General features: G+C 69.9%; 16 protein-coding genes. 8 read left to right on the top strand and 8 right to left on the bottom strand.

The genetic code is table 11. The annotated features are described in order from the left end of the window. Window positions 1–15: 15 nt before the first annotated feature. The 4 genes from AC07PA_RS26280 to AC07PA_RS26265 all read right to left on the bottom strand — a co-directional run bounded on the left by AC07PA_RS26280 (window position 16) and on the right by AC07PA_RS26265 (window position 3,872). Window positions 16–1,407, bottom strand: coding sequence for a multicopper oxidase family protein (locus tag AC07PA_RS26280; RefSeq protein WP_494607879.1), 1,392 nt, complete (start codon window positions 1,405–1,407; stop codon window positions 16–18). 6 nt (window positions 1,408–1,413) lie between these two features. Then, the gene (locus AC07PA_RS26275; protein ID WP_494607881.1) at window positions 1,414–2,841 is read right to left on the bottom strand and encodes a TolC family protein; all 1,428 of its coding nucleotides are present in this window, start codon (window positions 2,839–2,841) and stop codon (window positions 1,414–1,416) included. Then, entirely contained in the window at window positions 2,838–3,182 is a 345-nt protein-coding gene (locus AC07PA_RS26270; protein WP_494607883.1) for a hypothetical protein, read from the bottom strand. Before AC07PA_RS26270 ends, AC07PA_RS26275 begins: the two co-directional genes overlap by 4 nt. Window positions 3,183–3,413: 231 nt before the next feature. Then, window positions 3,414–3,872, bottom strand: coding sequence for a hypothetical protein (locus tag AC07PA_RS26265; protein ID WP_494607885.1), 459 nt, complete (start codon window positions 3,870–3,872; stop codon window positions 3,414–3,416). Between the two features lie 215 nt (window positions 3,873–4,087). Here AC07PA_RS26265 and AC07PA_RS26260 point away from each other — a divergent pair, with 215 nt between their 5' ends. After that, window positions 4,088–7,666 (top strand): bifunctional diguanylate cyclase/phosphodiesterase, encoded by a 3,579-nt coding sequence (locus AC07PA_RS26260; RefSeq protein WP_494607887.1) that lies wholly within the window; start codon window positions 4,088–4,090, stop codon window positions 7,664–7,666. A 360-nt stretch (window positions 7,667–8,026) separates the two neighbouring features. Here AC07PA_RS26260 and AC07PA_RS26255 read toward each other — a convergent pair whose 3' ends face one another. Continuing rightward, on the bottom strand, window positions 8,027–8,512 hold the full coding sequence (locus AC07PA_RS26255) for a hypothetical protein (RefSeq protein ID WP_494607889.1): 486 nt from the start codon (window positions 8,510–8,512) through the stop codon (window positions 8,027–8,029). 192 nt (window positions 8,513–8,704) lie between these two features. On the opposite strand from AC07PA_RS26255, the gene AC07PA_RS26250 reads away from it, so the two are divergent. Then, window positions 8,705–9,802, top strand: a complete 1,098-nt coding sequence (locus AC07PA_RS26250) for a hypothetical protein (RefSeq protein ID WP_494607891.1) — start codon at window positions 8,705–8,707, stop codon at window positions 9,800–9,802. A 3-nt stretch (window positions 9,803–9,805) separates the two neighbouring features. Here AC07PA_RS26250 and AC07PA_RS26245 read toward each other — a convergent pair whose 3' ends face one another. Continuing rightward, a complete protein-coding gene (locus AC07PA_RS26245) occupies window positions 9,806–10,471 on the bottom strand; it encodes a YitT family protein (protein WP_494607893.1) in 666 nt (221 codons plus the stop codon). A 281-nt stretch (window positions 10,472–10,752) separates the two neighbouring features. Beyond that, window positions 10,753–11,688, bottom strand: coding sequence for a LysR family transcriptional regulator (locus tag AC07PA_RS26240; protein WP_494607895.1), 936 nt, complete (start codon window positions 11,686–11,688; stop codon window positions 10,753–10,755). Between the two features lie 135 nt (window positions 11,689–11,823). Here AC07PA_RS26240 and AC07PA_RS26235 point away from each other — a divergent pair, with 135 nt between their 5' ends. From AC07PA_RS26235 to AC07PA_RS26220, 4 genes are all read left to right on the top strand, one after another. After that, window positions 11,824–12,816 (top strand): Bug family tripartite tricarboxylate transporter substrate binding protein, encoded by a 993-nt coding sequence (locus AC07PA_RS26235; protein WP_494607897.1) that lies wholly within the window; start codon window positions 11,824–11,826, stop codon window positions 12,814–12,816. 86 nt (window positions 12,817–12,902) lie between these two features. Further along, the gene (ggt, locus tag AC07PA_RS26230; RefSeq protein ID WP_494607899.1) at window positions 12,903–14,528 is read left to right on the top strand and encodes a gamma-glutamyltransferase; all 1,626 of its coding nucleotides are present in this window, start codon (window positions 12,903–12,905) and stop codon (window positions 14,526–14,528) included. A gap of 86 nt (window positions 14,529–14,614) precedes the next feature. Further along, complete coding sequence (locus tag AC07PA_RS26225; protein WP_494607901.1) at window positions 14,615–16,972, top strand: FdhF/YdeP family oxidoreductase; 2,358 nt, start codon at window positions 14,615–14,617, stop codon at window positions 16,970–16,972. A gap of 26 nt (window positions 16,973–16,998) precedes the next feature. Further along, a complete protein-coding gene (locus AC07PA_RS26220; protein WP_494607903.1) occupies window positions 16,999–18,120 on the top strand; it encodes a catalase family protein in 1,122 nt (373 codons plus the stop codon). An 11-nt stretch (window positions 18,121–18,131) separates the two neighbouring features. On the opposite strand, the gene AC07PA_RS26215 is transcribed toward AC07PA_RS26220, so the two are convergent. Further along, window positions 18,132–19,013, bottom strand: a complete 882-nt coding sequence (locus AC07PA_RS26215) for a c-type cytochrome (protein ID WP_494607905.1) — start codon at window positions 19,011–19,013, stop codon at window positions 18,132–18,134. Between the two features lie 59 nt (window positions 19,014–19,072). Here AC07PA_RS26215 and AC07PA_RS26210 point away from each other — a divergent pair, with 59 nt between their 5' ends. Together AC07PA_RS26210 and coxB are read left to right on the top strand one after the other, a co-directional pair. Beyond that, window positions 19,073–19,444 (top strand): c-type cytochrome, encoded by a 372-nt coding sequence (locus AC07PA_RS26210; protein WP_494607907.1) that lies wholly within the window; start codon window positions 19,073–19,075, stop codon window positions 19,442–19,444. 12 nt (window positions 19,445–19,456) lie between these two features. Further along, window positions 19,457–20,398 (top strand): cytochrome c oxidase subunit II, encoded by a 942-nt coding sequence (gene coxB / locus AC07PA_RS26205; RefSeq protein ID WP_494607909.1) that lies wholly within the window; start codon window positions 19,457–19,459, stop codon window positions 20,396–20,398. Window positions 20,399–20,531 lie beyond the last annotated feature (133 nt).

Below are 20,531 nucleotides of genomic sequence, written 5' to 3'. Positions count from 1 at the left end.
GTCCTTGGATGGGGATCAATGCTGGTGGCCGCCGCTGTGGGCGGCGGGCTTGCGTGCGCGGGCGGCACTGGGCGCGGTGCCCGGCGTGGTGGCCCGTGGCGGGGCGGGCATGGCGGCCGGCGCACCCTGCCATTCATAGGCCTGGGTGCCGGGCGGCTGGGCGTAGTGGCCTGGGTCGCGGTAGTCGCCCGCGGCCTGGTGGGCGCGCACCTTGAAGGTGGTGAACATGCCGCCCATCTCCAGCGGGCCGTAGGGGCCGGTGCCGGTCATCATGGGGAAGGTGTTGTCGGGCAGCGGCATCTCCATGGCGCCCATGTCGGACATGCCGCGCTCGCCCATCACCATGTAATCGGGCACGATCTTCTGGATCTTGCCGACCAGGCCCTTGTGGTCCACGCCGATCATGGTGGGCACGTCGTGCCCCATGGCGCCCATGGTGTGGTGGCTCTTGTGGCAGTGGAAGGCCCAGTCCCCGGGCTCGTCGGCGACCAGCTCCACCTGGCGCATCTGGCCCACGGCCACGTCAGCGGTCACCTCGGGCCAGCGCGCGCTTTTGGGCACGGGCCCGCCATCGGTGCCGGTCACCTCGAACTCGTGGCCATGGATGTGGATGGGGTGGTTGGTCATGGTGAGGTTGCCCACGCGAATGCGCACGCGTTCGCCCAGGCGTGCCACCAGCGGGCTGATGGCCGGGAACACGCGGCTGTTCCAGCACCAGATGTTGTGGTCCAGCATGGTGTTGACCTTGGGCGTGCGCGCCCCGGGCTCCACGTCGAAAGCGTTGAGCAGAAAGGCGTAGTCGCGCTGCACCGTTGCGATGTGCGGGTGCGCGGCCTTCGGGTGGGTGATCCACAGGCCCATCATGCCCATGGCCATCTGCACCATCTCGTCGGCATGCGGGTGGTACATGAAGGTGCCCGGCCGGCGCGCCACGAACTCATAGACGAAGGTCTTGCCCGGCGGTATGGCCGGCTGGTTCAGCCCCGCAATGCCGTCCATGCCGTTGGGCAGGCGCTGGCCATGCCAGTGCACCGACGTGTGCTCGGGCAGCCGGTTGGTGACGAAGATGCGCACGCGGTCGCCCTCCACCACCTCGATGGTGGGGCCGGGGCTCTGCCCGTTGTAGCCCCACATGTTGACCAGAAAGCCCGGCGCGACCTCGCGCACCACGGGCTCGGCCACCAGGTGGAACTCCTTGACCCCGGCGTTCATGCGCCAGGGCGCGGTCCAGCCGTTGAGGGTGACCACGGGGTGGTAGGGCCGCCCGGTGGGCGGGTGCAGCGGGGGGGCGGTGTCGGCGCTGGGCTGCAGCACGGGCTCGGGTAGCGCGGCCAGGGCCACGCGGCTGACGGTGGTGGCAGCCACGGCCGTGGCCGCGCCTGCCGTGAAGAAATGGCGTCTTTGCATGGTAGGTCAGTGGCCTTGTGGGATGGAGGGGGTGGCGGCGCCGGAGGCAAGGCCTTGCAGGGCGCCCGGCGAGGTGCCGGTGAGGGCCAGTTGCAGGTCGGTCTCGGCCAGCCAGAAGTCGCGCTGCGCCTCGATGGCACTGGCCACCGATTGCGTGCTGGCGCGTGCCTCGGCCAGCAGTTCCCACATGCTGGCGAGCATGCCGTTGTAGCGCAGCGTGGTCTCGTCGCTGATGAGCTGGCGCAGCGGCACCACCTCATCGCGCTGCTGGCGCGCCAGGTCGAGCGCGGTGCGGTAGGTGAGCCAGGCGCTGCGCACCTCGCTGCGGGCGCGCACGGCGGTGTCCTGCAGCGTGGCGGCGCTTTGCTCCACCCGCAACTGGGCGCGGGTGCGCGCGGCGCCGCCCCAGTCGAACAGGGGCAGCGGTACATCGAGCTCCCAGCCGCGCGTGGTCTCGCGGTGGCCGCTGTCGCGCTCGGTGGCGGTGTTGCGGCTGTAGGCCAAGCCCAGGTCGCCGAACACCGCGCCCGCACGCGCCCAGCCCTGCTGGCGCGCCTCGGTGTCGAGCTGGCGGCGCGCGGCCTGCACGTCCAGGCGCTCGCGCAGCGCGGTGGCCTCGATGCCATCGGCAGGCAGTACAGTCGCGGGCAGGGCCGGCAATTGGTCGGCCAGGGTGTAGCCCGTCTGCACGCCCCACAGGCCCATGCTGCGGCTGAGCTGCTCGCGCGCCGTGGCGGCGGCCAGGCGGGCGCGGGCGCGCTGGGCATTCGCCTCCTGCAGCACGGCCTGTTCGCGCGCATGCTGCAGGCGGCTGAAATTGCCCACGCGGGCCATGCGCCGGGCCAGCTCGGCACCGGCCTCGGCGGCCTCGACCATGCGCTCGTGCGTGGCGGCCACCTGCTCGGCGGCCACGGCGCGCAGCCAGGCGCGGCGTGTGTCGGCGGCCTGGGCCACCACCTCCTGCGCGGCCTGCAGCGTGGCCACCTGCATGCGCTCGGCCTGGCGCTCCATGCGCCAGGGCAGGGTCACCAGGTCCAGCAGGCTGAAGGCCAGCGTGCGCTCGATCTCGCGCTCATGGCTGTTGGTCAGCCGCGCGATCGAGAACTGTGGGTTGGGCAGGGTGATGGCCTGCACGCGCTCGGCATCGGCCACGCCCAGCGCAGCCAGGCGGGCCTGCAGGCCGGGGTGGTTGAGCAGGGCGATGCGCACGGCCGCGTCCTGCGTGAGCGGCTGGGCCAGCCAGCCGGCGGTGGCCTGGCGCGCCTGGTCGCGCGCGGCCGGGTCGGCGGCGGGCAGGGCGGTACCGGCCACGCCGGTGCGTGGCTGTGCCAGGGCCTGCACGTCACCGCGCAGGCCGTCGGGCGAAACGCTGGCGCAGCCTGCAAGCAGGGCGGCCAGGGCGAGACCTGTCAGATGGGGAATGCTGCGGCTCATGGCTTGTGCTCCCCGTGCTGGTGGGGGGCGGCAGGCGCTGCCGGTGCACTGCCCTGGCTGGCCTCCCAGCGCACGATGTCGGCATGGCCACGCGGGAAGGCAGCCACGGCCTGGTGGGCGGCGCGCCAGTCGGCCAGCGGTACTTCGGCGCCTTGCGGCAATGCTTGCGGCTGCATGGGGGTGTAGGCCGGTGGGCTGTGGGTTGCCGGGGGCACGGCCGCCGGGGCCGGGCCGGCGGCGGCTTGCGGCTGTGCCCCTGCCACGGCGGGCAGGAGCAAGGCCAGCCACGCCAGGGGGCGCAGCACGGGCCGGTGAAGAACAAACAAGAAGAGGTCGCGCATGGTGCGGTCTCCAGAAAAACGGGAATGGAACGGCGCCGTGGCCTGCGGTGTGCGCTCAGCTGGCGCTGGCAGGGGTGGGCGGGCTCGGGGCGGGCGCGGTTCAGGTGCGCGGGGGGCGAAGTGCAAGCCCATGCGCCAGGGCAACGGCGCGCCAGCGGCGCCGGTCTGGGCGGCAGGGGATTGCCAGGCGCTCCCGCACAGGCCCGAACAGGCCCTGGGGATGCTCGAGCCTCAGGCGATGGGGGGCTTGATGGCCAGCGCGGCGGTGGCGCTGTCGAACGGGGTGGCTGCCGCAGGGGCGGCACCGGCGACCAGCGGCAGGGGCGCGGCCGGCATGGCCGGTGGCTCCATCAGGGCCGTGTGGCAGATCTCGCAGGCGGTGCAGTTGGCGTGCTGGTGGTGCGTGGCGCAGCCGGTGCTGCCGGGAGTGCTGCCATCGCAGGCCAGGGGGGCGGCTTCGGTGGCCGCGTGGTGGCCACCCTGCATGCTGCTGCCATGGTCCCCCGCGTGGGCCGCCTCGCCCGCGGCGGCATGGTCGTGCTGGCCGTGGTGGTCCGCAGCAGCGGCCTGTGCCACGGCCGCCGGCGCAGGGTGCTGCATGGGCACCATGCCCGCGGCCATGGCGCTGCCTACCAGGCCCCGAAGGACCAGCACCACCATCAGCAGATAGAACAGGGGGCCGCGACGCATGGGCGCAATGATAAGACTTTTGGGCCAGGCGTCGCGCAAGCGCCGGCTTGTCGCATGGTTTACCCGCAAACCCGCCGCGGGCACCCGATCCGGGGGTACGATGTATCCAGATGTTTTTGGGGCTGCCTGGGCTTGGCGGGCGCTGGCGGACCGGCGCCGGGACCGCAGGGCCACGCCGGTTCAGAAACCCGTCCCTCCTCTTCGCGAAAGGCCCCATGCGTGCTTTGCCGCAGTTGGCTACGGGCTCCCTGTCCGCCAGGATCCGCCTGCTGATCCTGGTGGCCACGCTGCCTGCCTTGGCGCTGGTGGCCTACCAGGCGCAGGCCAACCGCGAGGAGTCGGTGGCCGCAGCGCGCGAGAATGCGCTGCTGCTCACCCGCAGCATGGCCTACAGCCAGCAACGCCTGATCGACTCCACCCGGGCCTTTCTGCAGCAGCTGGCCTCGACCCGCCGGGCGCAGCAGCTCGATGCCCCCGATTGCTCGCAGTACCTGGCCGAGGTGCTGGCGCTCAACGCCACCTACATCAACATCGGCCTGCCCCGGGCCGATGGCGATTTGCGCTGCAGCGCCGTGCCGCCCAGTGCGCCGGTGAACATGACCGACCGGCCCCACTTCCTGCGGGCCATCGTGGCGCGCGAGTTCTCGGTGGGCAGCTTCCAGGTGGACCCGGCGGTCGGCCTGGCCAGCGTGAGTTTTGCGCAGCCGCTGGTCGACCCCGAGACCCGCGCAGTGCTGGGCGCGGCGGTGGCCGTGGTGTCGCTTGACTGGTGGAGCCGCCGCCTGCACGAGCTGGGCCTGCCCGACGGGGCCGTGGCCCGTGTGCTCGGCCCCGACGGACGGGTGATCGCGCGCTTTCCACCCGATGCGCGGGAGTTGGGCACCCTGTCCGAGCTGCCCCAGCCCGGGGCCGGCGCCCAGGCCCTGCAGGGCGGCGCCCACCTGCTGGAGACCGAGGATGGCGCCCGCTACATCGAGGTGGCGCGGCCCCTGCTCGAATCCCAGGGCCGGCCGGTGGCCAGCATGCGCCTGTCGGTGCCGCTCGATGCGCTGTATGCCCGCATTGCGCGGCAGATGTGGCGCGACATCGGCTTTTTGCTGCTGGGGCTGCTGGCCTCGTTCGTGCTGGCGCACGAAGGGGTGCGCCGCGGGGTGGGCAAGCCGCTGGCCCGGCTGCTGCGCGCCACCGACCAGCTCGCCCGGGGCCAGCAGGTGGCCCCGGTGCCCGAGACGGGGTTCCGCGAGCTGGCCCAGCTGGCGCAGCGCTTCAACCACATGGCCCAGGCGCGCCAGCAGGCCGAGAGCGAGCTGCGCCAGAGCGAGGAGAACCTGGCCATCACCCTGCATTCCATCGGCGATGCGGTGGTGGTCACCGATGCCCGAGGGCATGTGGTGCGCATGAACGGCGTGGCCGAGCAGATGACCGGCTGGCCGCTGCGCGAGGCGCAGGACCGCCCGCTGACGGATGTGTTTCGCATCGTCAACGCGCGCACCCGCGAGCCATCGAAGGACCCGGTGCAACTGGTCATGGCCAGCGGCCGGGTGGTGGAACTCTCCAACCACACCACGCTGATCGCCCGCGGCGGCGCCGAATACCAGATTGCCGACAGCGCCGCCCCGATCCGCAATCCCGCAGGCGGGATCACCGGGGTGGTGCTGGTGTTCAGCGATGTCACCGAGTCGTACCGCGTGCGCCGCCAGCTGGAGGACAACGAGGCGCGCTTTCGCACGCTCACCATGCTGTCCTCGGACTGGTACTGGGAGCAGGACGCGCAGCTGCGCTTCGTGATGCTGGAGGGCGAGGCCGCCAAGCGCACGCTGCCGGGCCCGCAATGGCATGTCGGCAAGACCCGCCGCGAGGTGGCGACCGCAGACGGGGGCGAGGTGGTGGCGGTGCCCGGCGGTGAAGCGGTGGACTGGGACCTGCACGAGCACACCCTGCGCGAGCACCGCGAGTTCCGCGACTTCGAGTACCCCCGCCTGTCCACGACCGGCGCGGTGGAGTGGGTTTCCGTCAGCGGGTCACCGATGTTCGATGCGGACGGCGCCTTCCTGGGCTACCGGGGCATCGGCAACAACATCACCGCGCGCAAGAACGCCGAGCGGGAGCTGCGCATCGCCGCCATTGCCTTCGAGTCGCAGGAGGGCATGCTGGTCACCGATGCCGACACCGTGATCCTGCGCACCAACCGCGCCTTCACCAAGATCACCGGCTACGAGAGTGCCGACGCCGTGGGCCGGCGCGCCAGTTTTCTCGCGTCGGGGCAGCACGACACGGCCTTCTTCACCGGCCTGCGCCGGACCCTGGACAGCGGGGGCGAGTGGAGCGGCGAGATCTGGAACCGCTGCAAGGATGGGCAGGTGAGCCTGCACCAGATGGGCATCACCGCGGTCAAGGACACCCAGGGGCGGCTCACGCACTACGTGGCCTCGCTGAGCGACATCACGCAGAAGGCCGCCGCCGCCAGGGAGATCGAGCACCTGGCCTTCTACGACCCGCTCACCCTGCTGCCCAACCGCCGGCTGATGATGGACCGGCTGCAGCAGGCCTTTGCCAGCAGCGCCCGCTCGGGCCAGTACGGCGCGCTGCTGTGCCTGGACCTGGACCACTTCAAGAACCTCAACGACACCCTGGGCCACGACATGGGCGACGTGCTGCTGCAGCAGGTGGCCCAGCGTCTGAAAGCCTGCGTGCGCGACGGCGACACCGTGGCGCGCCTGGGCGGCGATGAGTTCCTGCTGCTGCTCAAGGGCATGAGCAGCGAACCCACCGAGGCGGCCGAGCACACCCAGACGGTGGGCACCAAGGTGCTGGCCGCGCTCAACCAGCCCTACCAGCTGGCCCTGCACCATGTGCACAGCACGCCCAGCATCGGCGCCGTGCTGTTCAGCGGCCAGAGCCAGTCGGTGGACGAGCTCATGAAGCGTGCCGACCTGGCCATGTACGCCGCCAAGACGGCCGGGCGCAACGCCGTGCGCTTTTTCGATCCGCGCATGCAGGCCGCCGTGACGGCCCGCGCCGCGATGGAGAACGACCTGCGCACCGCCCTGGCCGAGGACCAGTTCCGCCTGTACTACCAGGTGCAGGTGGGGCAGGGCGGGCGGGCCATCGGTGCCGAGGTGCTGATCCGCTGGCAGCACCCCGAGCGCGGCCTGGTCATGCCCGGCGAGTTCATCCCCCTGGCCGAAGAGACCGGCCAGATCCTCGCCATCGGCCTGTGGGTGCTGCGCACCGCCTGCCTGCAGCTGCGCCACTGGGAGGACGACCCCGCGCGCAGCCACCTGCAACTGGCCGTGAATGTGAGCGCGCGCCAGTTCCGCCAGGGCGACTTCGTCGACCAGGTGTTTGCCGTGCTCAGCGAAACCGGCGCCCGCGCCGACCGCCTCAAGCTGGAGCTGACCGAAAGCATGGCGCTGGACAACGTGCAGCACACCATCGCCCGGATGAACGCGCTGCGGGCGTTGGGCGTGGGCTTCTCGATGGACGACTTCGGCACCGGGCAGTCCTCGTTGTCCTACCTCACGCGGCTGCCGCTGGACCAGCTCAAGATCGACCAGAGTTTCGTGCGCAACATCGGCATCCAGGAGGCCGATGCGCTCATCGTGCAGACCATCATCGGCATGGCGCAGAGCCTGGGCATCGACGTGATCGCCGAGGGCGTGGAGACCACGGCGCAGCGCGAGTTCCTGGCGCTGCACGGCTGCAACCTGTGGCAGGGCTATTTGTTCAGCCGGCCGGTGCCGCTGGAGAACTTCGAGCAACTGATGGCGCAGCGGTACGCGGACCACGGGTAGCACGCCGATCCCGGGGCGCGGCCCGGGTGGCCGCGCCTTGGCCGTTGGCCGTCAGCCGGCGCGCTGCGCGGCGGGCGTGGCCAGGTACTCGCCCACGGTGATGCGGTAGCCGCCCGAGAGGTTTTTGGCAATCGCCTGAACGGTGTAGATCGGCCCCCATGGAATGCCGCACTAGGGCCTGTTAACACCAATTTCGGGGTCGCGAAGGCCCTTGCCGGCGTGCCAGTCTAGGCGTGCGACGCGGTGTGTGCTCTTGCACACGCAAGGAGCGCAACGACGAGTGGCGCGCCGGCAAGGGCCTTCCCTTCGGGTTGCCCGGCCTGGGGGCCGTCTGCGGCGTTGCCCGCGCTTGCAAGGTGCCTACCTTGCTGCACGCTGGCGCCTTGCATCCAGTCCCCAGACCGGGCAACGCGACCCCGAAATTGGTGTTAACAGGCCCTGGCCCAGCAGCAGCGATGCCAGCGTGTACAGCGCCTGCGTGAGCTGGAAGTTGTCCCGCGTGGCGAAGTAGTAGCGCGAGGGGATCTTGAAGGTCATGATGACCACGCTCACGGTCAGCAAAAAGCGCTTGACCTCGGTGTCGGGCGTGACCTTGCGGCCGTTGTACGTCGCGCCCCCGGCCATGATCTTCGGCGCATTGGCCTGCAGCCACTGCTCGAAATGCGAGACCTCGCGCGCAGACTGGCCGGCCCGCGCAAAGAGAAAGAAGAAGACCAGTGCACACAGCACCGAGATCCCGAGCAGCACGGGCCGTGACAGCACGGCGGTGGCGGCATCGTAGGCCAACAGGGCCTTGAGGCCCGAAGCGGTAAAGACCAGTCCTGCAATGAGCGCAAGCCAACGCATGTGAAATCCCTCCAGAAGTAATGTTTTGTTTTTCTGACGCCGGGCCGCTGCGCTGTGGCAGATGGGCCGCAACGGGCAATCCAGGCCTTGCCGGACCGGCGCCCCTGCGTCACGATGGACTGTAGTGATGGCACCCGCGCCGCGCCAAGGGGCGGCATTGCCACCGTGTCAATTTCGAGCCACTGGAGTTCCATGCTGTTTCGCAGAGTTGTTGCCACCCTGGCCTTGTCGTTGTTGTCGGCGGGGGTGTTTCTGCCCTTTGCCCAGGCGGCAGAGATCCATCCTCTCGAATACGAGCAGTTGCGCGACCGGATCAAGCAGCGCGGGTCGGCACCGGTCGCGGTGTGGCTGCTGCGCCTCTTCAGCATTCCGGACGCCGACGCCAGGGCGGTTGAATTGCAGGCACGGATCGACCGGCTGCTGGTCGAATTGGGGAGTGAGGCACTGCCTGGTGGCCGGCATGTGAACAGCGGGGGCGGCATCATGCTGTGGGTGACGGAGGCGGGCCTGGAGATCGTAGTCAACAGCCCCCTTGCCCTGCGCGTGCTTTTCTTCAATGAGTGGCGCCATTCGACCCTGCTGCCGCAGTCGGATGGCCACCTCGACGAACTGGACCGCCGGCTGAAGACCAGTGCCAGCGGGGGGGTGGACGTGGAAGCAACGCTCGCCGTGCCGGGGGCCGAGTTCGACATCGATCGCCATACCGGAGAGGGTTCTGTCGTGCTGAAATCGCCCGCGCAGCACAGCGCGGCGGTGGACGCCGCGATGCTGCTGTTCAGGCGCCTGGGCGTGCCCACCTCGTCCGGCCTGCCGGCCAGCACGGCAGGCGGTGTCATCACCGTGCTCGACGTCTCGGGCGTGACCCGCAATGGCACCGTGCTGCTGCGCACCAACGAGCGCGGGCTGGCAGAGCTGGCCTGGAACAACTGGGCCATCGCGCTGAAGGCCCCCGGGTACAGGCCCATGCTCGCGCCGCTGGTGATCCCGCAGGGCTACACGACCCAGCCCGAGCCCGGTGCCGGGCAGTCGCGGGCGGTCGTATTCCTGAAAACCCCGGCGGAAGAATGGGGCGTCGCGTTGGCAACCCGCAATGCCATCTACCGGCGCGCACTGGAGGATGTGCTCGCGCCCTATGCGGTGAGCGGAACGCCGCGGTGGGAGGAGGCGTTCGGCAGGACCACCGTGGTGCTGCCGGATGCCGAGTTGGAGCGCCTGGCCCAGGCTCGCGATTTGCGTGTGAAGTACGTGGTCATCGAAAAGCCGATCAACAAGCCCGCAGCCCCACCCTGAGGGTCACGTCCCCATGTACCGCCCCGGTCGGTGGTTCATGGCCAGTACCAGGTTGAGCGCCACCGCGCCGGCAATCGACCACAGCACGCGCAGCGGTTCCACCGTGAACAGTGCCAGCAGCACGATGGCGCAGTCCACCGCCATCTGGATCTTGCCCGCGCGCCAGCCATAGCGGTCCTGCAAATACAGCGCGGCAACGCCCACGCCGCCCAGGCTGCAGCGGTGGCGAAACAGAACGAGGAACCCCGTGCCCGTGATGGTGCCGCCCGCAATCGCCGCATACAGCGGTTGCAGCTGCGCGAACTGCAGCAAGTGCGACTGCAGCTCCGTCAGCGCCGACAGCAGCAGCACCGCGATGAAGGTCTTCACCGTGAACGCCCGACCCAGCTTGCGCAACGCCAGCCAGTAAAAGGGCAGGTTGACCACGAAGAACAGCTTGCCGAAGCCGATGCCCGTGGCGTAGTGCGCCAAGAAGGCCAGCCCCGCCGTGCCGCCCGTGAGCAGCCCGGCACTGGTGAAGAAGGCCACGCCCACGGAGATCAGCAGCACGCCGGTGAAGATGGCGACGGCGTCTTCGGTGGGGGTGTGGGGGGCGGGCGGGACGGCGGTGGCCTGGGTCGGGGAGGGGGCAGCGGGGGGCTCGGCGGCCAAGGGGGAGGGACTGGTCATGGCAAGAGCGAAGCGGTGATTGGGCGGCCTGGATTGGACCACGCAAGCCGCGTGCCGGGATTGCCGTGGGTCAAAACCGGTGGCACCCGAAACCCGCTGCAGGGCGTTCGATTGCGGCAAGGCCGGTCCCTGGCCGGCTTCTTTCACGGCTCACAGGTCAGCCTTCTTGGGCTCACCCCCTTGATCTTCAGCTCCGCCAGATGGCCAAAACGGTATGGATTGCTTCGTGTTTTCCTTCAGGTTCGTCACCTTGTTCTGCGGCCTGCTTTCGCTGCGGTGATTCAATCCGACCGCCCCACCACCGCCGCAATATGCTCCACAAACAGCTTCACCGCCTCCGCCGTGTTGTCCTTCGCCCAGATCACCCCCACGGGCCCGAAGCGGATGGTGCGGTCCAGCGGCAGGATGCGCATGTTGCCCAGGGCCACCTGGTACTGGGCCATGGCTTCGGAGCACACGCCGATGTAGTCGCCCTGGTGCACCAGGGCCTGCAGGGTGGTGATGGCGGGGGTTTCCACCTTGGGGCGCAGCCACGAGGCGCCGGCGTCCAGCAGGGCGGCGTCGAGCTGTGAGCGGGTGAGGGTGCCCGGGGGCGGCATGATCCAGTTGTCCTGCACCAGGTCGATCAGGCGGATGGGGCCCTTGGCGTCCCAGTGGCGGCTGGCGCGGCCCACCACCAGGCAGACGTTGTCGTCGAACAGCTCGCGGTGTTCCAGCCCGTCCTTGTAGGCGCGTGAGTCGAGCGAGCACACCACCAGGTCGAGCTGCTTGTTGTCGATGCCTTCGAGCAGCTGGGTGAGCGGGCTTTCGGACACCGTGACCGAGATGTACGGGTACAGCGCCTGGAACTCCACCAGCGCCTGCGGTATGCCGCGCGCCACCCCGGCCCACACGCTGCCGATGTGCAGGCGCGCCGTGCGCCCCTGGGCCAGGGCGCCCAGCTCGGCCTGGGTGCGGGTGATGTCGCCCAGCACGCTGATGGCCAGGCGCTTCATGATGATGCCGGCCGGCGTGAGCTGAACGCGCCTCCCGCGCGTGACCAGGGGCGTGCCCACCAGCTCCTCCAGGTCGGCCAGCCAGTGCGACATGGCCGACTGCGTCATGTGCAGGCGGGCGGCGGCCTCGGTCAGGGTGCCGGCTTCGTCCAGCACCATGAAGGATTCCAGATGTTTGACCTTGAGCCGGCGCGCCCAGGCCACTTGGTCGTATGCATTCATGAGCAAATGCTAATGCATCCATCGTGCTAATTCACTGGTCCTTGGGGCGGCTGCGCCGAATAATGGCCCGCATGCAGGCAGCACTTTTCACAACGCTGCCATCTTCCCGCCGCCTACCCCCCGGAGATTTGCCGTATGAAGAAACCTTTCTGCCTGGCCGCCAAGGCCGTGGCGCTCGCGCTGTCGTCGCTGGCCGCGCTGCCCGCCGTGCAGGCGCAGGACGCCAACAACTACCCCATGCGCCCGATCCGCCTGGTGGTCTCGCAGCAGGCGGGCGGCAGCTCCGACACCGTGGCGCGCCTGTGGGCCGAGCATGCGGGCAAGGCCATCAATGCCACCATCACGGTGGAGAACAAGCCCGGCGCCGGCGGCATCATCGCCGCGCAGCAGGTGCTGGGCCAGCCGGCCGACGGCTACACGCTGATGTTCGGCGGCGTCTCGCAGATGGTGCTTAACAAGTTCGTCTACAAACCGCTGCCCTACGACCCCGAGAAGGACTTCGTGGGCGTGGGCATGCTCAGCACCGTGCCCTTCATCCTGGTGGCCAATCCGGCTACGGGCCTCAAGTCGCTCGACGACCTGGTCAAGTACGCCAAGGCCAACCCCGGCAAGCTCAACTTCTCGTCCTCGGGCCTGGGCAATTCCACCCAGCTGGCGGTGGAGCTGCTGCAAAAGAAGCTCGACATCAGCATGGTGCACGTGCCCTTCAAGGGCGAGCCCGACGGGCTCATGGCAACCATCGGCGGCCAGACGCAGGTGATGGCGCCCGTGGGCGGCTCGGCGCTGCCGCACATCAAGAACGGCAAGATCGTGCCCCTGGTGGTGCTGGCCCCTTCGCGCCTGGCCGAGCTGCCCGACGTGCCGGCCGCCAACGAGCTGGGCGTGAAGGACTTCGACACCATGGGCTGGAGCGGCATCGTCGCCAAGGCCGGCACGCCTGCGGCCATCATTGCCAAGCTGCACGAGGGCACGCGCGCCTTCCACGCCAGTGCCGAGGTGCAGGCCAAGCTCAAGGGCATGAACGCCATCGCCATGCCCGGCCCATCCAGCCAGCTGATGGAGGTGACGCGCCGCGACACCAAGGCCTGGGGGCCCACGCTCGAAGCCCTGAACCTCAATCCCAAGTGACGTGACGGGGCTGGCCTGCTGATCCCCTGCATGCGCCCGCTGCACTGGCGGCCGGCGCATCTCTTCCATTCTTTTTGAGTTTCTCCATGAAAAAACAAGCAATGGTGTCCTGCCCGCAGCCTGAGGCGGCGGAGTCCGGCATCGAGGTCCTGCGCGCGGGCGGCAACGCGGTGGACGCGGCCGTGGCCGTGGCGCTGTCGCAGACCGTGGTAGACCCGCTGATGTGCGGCATCGCGGGCTTCGGCACGGCGGCCGTCTTCCTGCCCGGCAAAGGGGCACACGAGTATTTCGACTTCCACGCGCCCGCGCCGCAGGCCGCGCGCGAGGACATGTGGGCCGCGCTGCTCGAAGGCGAGACCAAGGACGGCTTCGGCTTCATCCTCCAGGGCCGGGTCAACGACATCGGCGCGCAGTCCATCGCCACGCCGGCCACGCTCAAGGGCCTGGCCGCCATGCATGCCGCCCACGGCCGCCTGCCGTGGAAGGAGGTGGTGGCGCCCGCCATCGCCTGGGCGCACGATGGCTACTTCGTGCGGCCCGGCATGTACTCGTTCTGGATCGACCAGACCCTGGCCGGCCGCGCCAGCAACATGGACCGCCTGCACTACAGCGAAGAGGGCCGCGCCCTGTACTGCCGCCCCGACGGCAGCGCCAAGCCCATCGGCACGCCCATCGTGAACGAGAACTTCGCGCGCGTGCTGGACCAGGTGGCCGCAGAGGGGGTTGCCCCGTTCTACGAAGGCGAGCTGGCCCGGCGCATGGTGGAGCATGTGCAGTCGCTGGGCGGCCTGCTGTCCATGGACGACCTGAAGAGCTACCAGGTGCGCCGCGCAAAACCCCTGGTGGGCCGCTACCGCGACCGCGTGGTGACGACCAACCAGCCCCCGGGCGGCGGCGCCATGCTGCTGCAGATGCTCACCATCCTCGAAGAGTTCGACCTGGCCGGCATGGAGCACAACGGCCCCGAGTACCTGCGCACCCTGAGCGAGGTGATGAAGAAAGCCACCACCGACAAGGACCGCCACATCGGCGACCCGGCCTTCGTCGAGGTGCCGCTGGACCAGCTGCTGTCCAGGGAGAACGCCGCCCGCGTGGCCGCCGACATCCGCGCCGGCAAGCGCCACAGTGTGGAGCGCGTGAACCTGGGCGCGCCGGTGCCCAAGGACACCACCCACATCAGCGTGGTCGACGGCGAGGGTGGCTGCGTCTCCATGACGCATTCGCTGGCCATGCCCTCGGGCGTGATCACGCCGGGCATGGGCTTCTTCTACAACGGCTGCATGGGCGTGTTCGACCCGCGGCCAGGGCGCGCGGGCAGCATCCAACCGGGCAAGAGCCGCTTCACCTCGTCGTGCCCGAGCATTGTGTTCAAGGGCGGCAAGCCCGAGATCGTGCTCGGCGCGCCCGGCGGCACGCAGATCGCCATGGGTGTGCTGCAGGTGCTGCTCAACCTCATCGACCACCGCATGGGCATGCAGGAGGCCGTGTCGGCCCCGCGCTTTTCGTCCACCAGCAACTCCATCGACGTGTGCAACCGCATCCCGCGCTACGTGGCGCGCGAGCTGCAGGCCCAGGGCTACGAGGTGCTGCGCAACCCGTACAACTACACCATCGGCTGGGTGCACGGCGTGCAGATCGGCGCCGACGGCGCGCTGCACGGCGGCGCCGACCCGGGGCGCGACGGGGTGGCGTACGGCACGGCGGTGGCATAGGCTCCTGGGGAACCGGGCCTTCTCCTACAGGCGGGTCAGTGCGCGGCTGACCTGGTGGCCTGGGCCCGGCACGGACAGTGGGGTGCATGGACGCCCCTCCCGCCAGCCCGCCCGGCAAGCCAGACCACGACCTTCCTGAGCCCATCCCTCCCTATGGCCAGCCTGCGGGCGGCTGGGGTTCGCTCAAGGCCGTCACCGTAAGCCTGGTGCGCGAGGGCGCCGTGCTGCGCACCGCCAATGCACTGCGCCAGCAGAACAAGCCGGGCGGCTTTGCCTGCGTGAGCTGTGCCTGGGCCAAGCCCGCCAAGCCGCACCTGGCCGAGTTCTGCGAGAACGGCGCCAAGGCCACTGCCTGGGAGCTGACCGACAAGCGCGCGGGCGCGGACTTCTTTGCCTCGCACACGGTGACCGAACTGCGCGGTTGGAGCGACCATGCGCTGGAAGGCCAGGGCCGCTTGGTGGACCCGCTGCGCTACGACGCCGCCAGCGACCGCTACGTACCCACCACCTGGGAGGAGGCCTTCGCCGCCATCGGCAGCAGCCTGCAGGCGCTGCGGGCCCAGGACCCGCAATCGGCGGTGTTCTACGCCTCGGGCCGCGCATCGCTGGAGACGAGTTACATGTACCAGCTGCTGGCGCGGCTGTACGGCAACAACAACCTGCCCGACAGCTCCAACATGTGCCACGAGAGCACCTCGGTGGCGCTGCCCGAGACCATCGGCGTGCCCGTGGGCACGGTGCGTCTCGACGACTTCGAGCAGGCCGACGCGATCTTCTTCTTTGGCCAGAACGTGGGCGTGAACAGCCCGCGCATGCTGCACCAGCTGCAGGCCGTGCGCGAGCGCGGCGTGCCCATAGTCACCTTCAACCCCATGAAGGAGGTGGGGCTGGTGCATTTCGCCAACCCCCAGTCCCCGCGCGAGATGCTGAGCACCGCCGAGACGGTGATCAGCACCCAGTACCTGCAGGTGCGCAACGGCGGCGACATCGCGGCCATCGGCGGCATGTGCAAGTGGCTGATCGAAGCCGACGATGCTGCCCGCATGGCCGGCGCGCCGCGCGTGCTGGACGTGGATTTCATCGCCCGCCACACCCAGGGCCTGGAGGCCTTCGCCCCGGCCATGCGCAGTCTGTCGTGGGACGACATCGAGCGCGAAAGCGGGCTGCCGCGTGCCGCGCTGGAACAGGCGGCCCGCACCTACGCCTCTGCCAACGCCGTGATCGGCATCTACGGCATGGGCCTGACCCAGCACCGCGAGGGCGTGGCCAACGTGCAGATGGTGAGCAACCTGTTGCTGCTGCGCGGCAACATCGGCAAGCCCGGGGCCGGCATCTGCCCGGTGCGCGGGCATTCCAACGTGCAGGGCCAGCGCACCGTGGGCATCACCGAGAAGCCCGGGTTGGCGCCGCTCGACAAGCTGGCAGAGCTCTACCACTTCGAGCCGCCGCGCGAGAAGGGCCGCAACACCGTGGCCACCTGCGAGGGCGTGCTCGACGGCTCGGTGCGGGCCTTCATCGGCCTGGGCGGCAACTTCGTGCGCGCCGCGCCCGATACGCGCCGGCTCGAAGAGGCCTGGCGCCGCATGCCGCTCACGGTGCACGTGGCCACGCGGCTCAACTACACGCATGTGCTGCCCGGCCACGAGGCCTGGCTGCTGCCCTGCCTGGGCCGCATCGAGGTGGACGCGCAGGCCACGGGCCCGCAGACCGTGTCGGTGGAGGATTCGACCGGGTGCTTTCACGCCTCCCAGGGCGTGGCCGACCCCGCGGCCAGCAGCCTGCGGTCAGAAGCGGCCATCGTTGCCGGCATCGCCCAGGCCACGCTGGCGCCCAACCCGCATGTGCCCTGGGAGCGCTGGGTGGGCGACTACGAGCTGGTGCGCGACGCCATAGAGGCCACCTGGCCCGAGGTGTTCGCGGGCTTCAACCGTGGCCTGCACGCCCCCGGCGGCATGCCCCGGCCCAACCCCGCGCGCGAGCGGGTGTGGAAGACCCCAAGCGGAAAGGCCTGCTTCATGCTGCCGCCGCCCATCGCCGCGGCAGGCCCTGACGCCTCGGTGCTGCGCCTGATGACGGTGCGCAGCGACGACCAGTTCAACACCACCGTCTACAGCCTGGACGACCGCTTTCGCAACGTGTGGGGCAGCCGCATGGTGCTGCTCATGCACCCCGAGGACATGGCCGAGCGCGGCCTGGCCGAAGGCGCACCGGTGCTCGCCACCACCGCATTGGGCGCGGGCGAGGACGATGGCCATGCCCGCCAGGTGGCGGGCCTGCGCGCGCTGCCCTACGACCTGCCGCGTGGCTCGGTGGCCGGCTACTTTCCCGAATGCAACCCGCTGCTGCCCTTGTCGCACCACGCGAAGAAGAGCCACGTGCCCGCCGGCAAGTGCATCCCCATCCGGGTCACGCTGGCCGAAGCGGCCACCGTTGCTCCCACATGACCGACCGCCCACGAAAGCACCCACCCATGTCCACCCCCACGCTTCCCACGCCCCTGGCCTACACGCCCGACTGCGAGTTCCAGGAGGAGGACGAAGCGCAGACCACCGCCGAGCTGGTGGAGACGCTGCGCGGCATCAGCGAGAAGGTGGCGGCCGACGAAGGCCGCGCTTTTCGCAGCGTGCATGCCAAGAGCCACGGCATCCTGCACGGCAGCATCGACATCCCGGCGCTGCCGCCCGTGCTGGCCCAGGGCCTGTTCGCCACACCGGGCAGCCACCCGGTGGTGATGCGCCTGTCGAGCACGCCCGGGGACCTGCTCGACGATGCGGTATCGACCCCGCGCGGCCTGGCCCTCAAGGTGCTGGAGGTCGACGGCTTGCCGCTGGACCCGGCCGACGGCGCGCGCAGCCAGGACTTCCTGATGGTCAATGGCCCGGTGTTCAGCGCGCCCACGGCGCGCAAGTTCCTCAAAAGCCTGAAGCTCTTGGCCGCCACCACCGACAAGGCGCCCGCCGCCAAGGCCCTGCTGTCGGCCGCGCTGCGTGGGTTGGAAGCGGTGGTGGAGAAAGCCGGCGGTGAAAGCGCCACACTCAAGGCCCTGGGCGGGCACCCGGCGACGAACCCGCTGGGCGAGAGCTACTTCACCCAGGTGCCGGTGCTGTTCGGGCCGTACATGGCCAAGCTATCGCTGGTGCCCGTGTCGCCCGAACTGGTGGCCCTGCACGGCGCGTCCGTGGACCTGGCGGACAGGCCGCACGCGCTGCGCGATGCCGTGTCCGGCCACTTCGCGCAGGCCGGGGGCGTGTGGGAATTGCGCGCCCAGCTGTGCACGGACCTGGAGGCAATGCCCATCGAGGACGCCTCGGTGCAGTGGCCCGAGGATCTGTCGCCCTTTGTCACCGTGGCGCGCATCACGGTGCCGGCCCAGGCCGCGTGGGACGATGCAACGTCGCCCGACGAGGACAACCAGCTCGCCTTCAGCCCCTGGCGCGGCCTGGCCGAACACCGGCCCCTGGGCTCCATCATGCGTGTGCGCCGCCGCGCGTATGCCATGGCATCGCAGTTCCGCCACACCTACAACGCGGCGGCGGCCGACCCCGAATCGGCCCACAAGTTCGGCGTAGCGCCCGTGGCGCCGTCGCCATGACAGCGCAGGCGCTATTTCAACTCCGCCAGGTAGGCGGCGATGTGCCGCGCGTCGGCCGGGCTCATGCCCATGGCCGGCATGGCCGTGCCGGGCTTCACGGCCTGAGGCTCGCGCAGCCAGCGCTCCAGGTTCTCGGTGGTGTGGGGCAGCACGCCGGCAATGTTGGTGCGCGCCGCAAAGCCCGCGAGCGAGGGGCCTACATGCACGTCGGGCCCCGTCACGCCGGGGATCATGTGGCAGGCATTGCAGGCATGCTGGTACAGGGCCTGGCGGCCCAGCACGGCGTTGCCCATGGCGGGCGCTGCAGCGGCCATGCGCGCCGCGCCGCAGGTGGCGATGGTGCCCGCGCGGCGCGCGCCATCCACCTGCTCCAGCGTGATGGCCTGGAAGGCCGCCACGTCCAGGTCGGGCAGGCGCTGCAAAAAGGCCACGGTGGACCACAGCTCTTCCTCGTCCATCCGGTGCTCCCAGGCGGGCATGCCGCTCATGCGGATGCCGTGGCGGGTCAGCCAGTACATCTCCCTAGCGCTCCATCGCCGCGCCGCATCAACCAGCGGGCCGGGCAGGGGCTGCATGCTCTTGCCGATGTCGCCTTGCGGCACGCCCGGGCCGCCGTGGCATTGCAGACACTGGTCGCGGTAGCAGCCCGCGCCGCGCAGCACCATGGCCTCGTCGAAGGGCGGCGGCTCGTCCACGCCGGTGCGCGCGCGCAGCTTCACCGACTGGTGCATGGCAGTTTCGAGCAACTGGTACACGGGCTTGAAGTGCTGCTCGCTCGCGGCCACGTTGTACAGGCCCAGGTAGACCGTGGCGAAGCCGGCCGCTGCCGCCAGCACGGCCACGGCGAGCAGGGTGGCGAATATGGTGGCGTAGACGGTCCTTCTGTGGGGCATCGGTTCATTATGTGGGCCTGCCGTGCGGCGGGATGTAGGACGCGGGGATGCAGCACTCCATGAAGCGCTTGATCGGATCCCTGGCCTGTGCGATGGCATGGCCCGTGGCGGCCTGGGGCGCTGGTGATGCGCCGCCCGCCGGCGAGGCCCTGGGCAATGCGCGGCGCGGCGCCCTGCTCATCGCGCAGTACCAGTGCGGCGCCTGCCATGCCATCCCCGGCATCGCCAGCGCGCGCGGCAGGGAGGGTCCGGCGCTCGCGGCCTATGGCCTGCGCAGCTACATCGCCGGCCGCGTGCCCAACCGGCCCGACCTGCTGGCGCGCTGGATCGCGCAGCCCTCGGCCCTGGTGCCATCGACCACCATGCCCGACATGGGCGTGCCCGAGCAGGACGCACGCGACATGGCGGCCTGGTTGGGCGAGCAGCGCTGAGGAAGGCATGGCATGACCGCGTCACCCACCCTGGTCCCCGTGCTGTCGCCCGCGGGCCCGGCCGCGCAGGCCATTGCCGAGATCAGCTGGGTGCTGGTCATCGGGGCCACGGTGCTCTTCGTGGGCACCATGGCGCTGCTGGCCTGGGCGTTGGTGCGCCGACGGCGTGATGGTGAGGTGCTGCTACGCCCCCTGTGGTGGCTGGCCGGTGGCGGCCTGGTGCTGCCCGTGCTGGTGCTCACGGCGCTGTTCTTCTACAGCCTGCACCGCGCCCCGCCCTGGAAGGCCGTGCCGCCGGCCGATGCGCTGGTGGTCTCGGTCACGGGGCGCATGTGGTGGTGGGAGATCCGCTACCGCGACCCGGTGAGCGGCGCCGACATCGTGACCGCCAACGAGCTGCGCCTGCCCGTGGGGCGGCCGGTGTACCTGGGCCTGTCGAGCGTGGAGGTGATCCACAGCCTGTGGATCCCGGAGCTCGGGGGCAAGATGGACATGGTGCCGGGGCGGGTGAACCATTTGCTGCTGCAGGCGTCGCGGGCGGGGGTGTACCGGGGGCAGTGTGCGGAGTTCTGTGGCGAGGCGCATGCGCGGATGGCCTTGCATGCGGTGGCGATGTCTCAGGCGGATTTCGATGCCTGGCTGGCGGGGCAGGCGCGGCCGGCGGATGCACCGGCCGCGCTGCAGGCGGGGAGGGCGGTGTTTGAGGGGCAGAAGTGTTTTGTCTGCCATACCGTGCGGGGTGTGGCTGAGGGTTCTCGGTTGGGGCCGGATCTCACGCATGTGGGGGGGCGGTTGTTCATTGCTTCGGGGACTTTGAGGAACGGGCCTGTGGAGATGAAGCAGTGGCTTGCGCAGGTGCATGAGGTCAAGCCGGGGGCGCGGATGCCTTCCTATGCGAGGTTGTCGCAGGGGGAGATGGATGCGTTGGTGCAGTGGTTGGGGGCGTTGAAATGATGTGGTTGTTGGATGGGCTTTGGCGTTGGCTTTGCTGGCTGCATGCTTGGGTTGAAGGCGGAGGCCGGGATGTGCGCCCGGCGGCGCACCTTCTTTCTTTTGCGTCGCCAAAAGAAAGAAGGCAAAGAAAAGG

Source organism: Acidovorax sp. GW821-FHT09B03, from assembly GCF_059418305.1.
The sequence above is the reverse complement of the archived record's forward strand: the minus strand, read 5'-3'. Positions and strand labels throughout refer to the sequence as shown.

Coding starts and splice junctions, on each gene's coding strand:
- AC07PA_RS26280 (WP_494607879.1), bottom strand. CDS start 1,407: ATGCAAAGACGCCATTTCTTCACGGCAGGCGCGGCCACGGCCGTGGCT.
- AC07PA_RS26275 (WP_494607881.1), bottom strand. CDS start 2,841: ATGAGCCGCAGCATTCCCCATCTGACAGGTCTCGCCCTGGCCGCCCTG.
- AC07PA_RS26270 (WP_494607883.1), bottom strand. CDS start 3,182: ATGCGCGACCTCTTCTTGTTTGTTCTTCACCGGCCCGTGCTGCGCCCC.
- AC07PA_RS26265 (WP_494607885.1), bottom strand. CDS start 3,872: ATGCGTCGCGGCCCCCTGTTCTATCTGCTGATGGTGGTGCTGGTCCTT.
- AC07PA_RS26260 (WP_494607887.1), top strand. CDS start 4,088: ATGCGTGCTTTGCCGCAGTTGGCTACGGGCTCCCTGTCCGCCAGGATC.
- AC07PA_RS26255 (WP_494607889.1), bottom strand. CDS start 8,512: ATGCGTTGGCTTGCGCTCATTGCAGGACTGGTCTTTACCGCTTCGGGC.
- AC07PA_RS26250 (WP_494607891.1), top strand. CDS start 8,705: ATGCTGTTTCGCAGAGTTGTTGCCACCCTGGCCTTGTCGTTGTTGTCG.
- AC07PA_RS26245 (WP_494607893.1), bottom strand. CDS start 10,471: ATGACCAGTCCCTCCCCCTTGGCCGCCGAGCCCCCCGCTGCCCCCTCC.
- AC07PA_RS26240 (WP_494607895.1), bottom strand. CDS start 11,688: ATGAATGCATACGACCAAGTGGCCTGGGCGCGCCGGCTCAAGGTCAAA.
- AC07PA_RS26235 (WP_494607897.1), top strand. CDS start 11,824: ATGAAGAAACCTTTCTGCCTGGCCGCCAAGGCCGTGGCGCTCGCGCTG.
- ggt (WP_494607899.1), top strand. CDS start 12,903: ATGAAAAAACAAGCAATGGTGTCCTGCCCGCAGCCTGAGGCGGCGGAG.
- AC07PA_RS26225 (WP_494607901.1), top strand. CDS start 14,615: ATGGACGCCCCTCCCGCCAGCCCGCCCGGCAAGCCAGACCACGACCTT.
- AC07PA_RS26220 (WP_494607903.1), top strand. CDS start 16,999: ATGTCCACCCCCACGCTTCCCACGCCCCTGGCCTACACGCCCGACTGC.
- AC07PA_RS26215 (WP_494607905.1), bottom strand. CDS start 19,013: ATGCCCCACAGAAGGACCGTCTACGCCACCATATTCGCCACCCTGCTC.
- AC07PA_RS26210 (WP_494607907.1), top strand. CDS start 19,073: ATGAAGCGCTTGATCGGATCCCTGGCCTGTGCGATGGCATGGCCCGTG.
- coxB (WP_494607909.1), top strand. CDS start 19,457: ATGACCGCGTCACCCACCCTGGTCCCCGTGCTGTCGCCCGCGGGCCCG.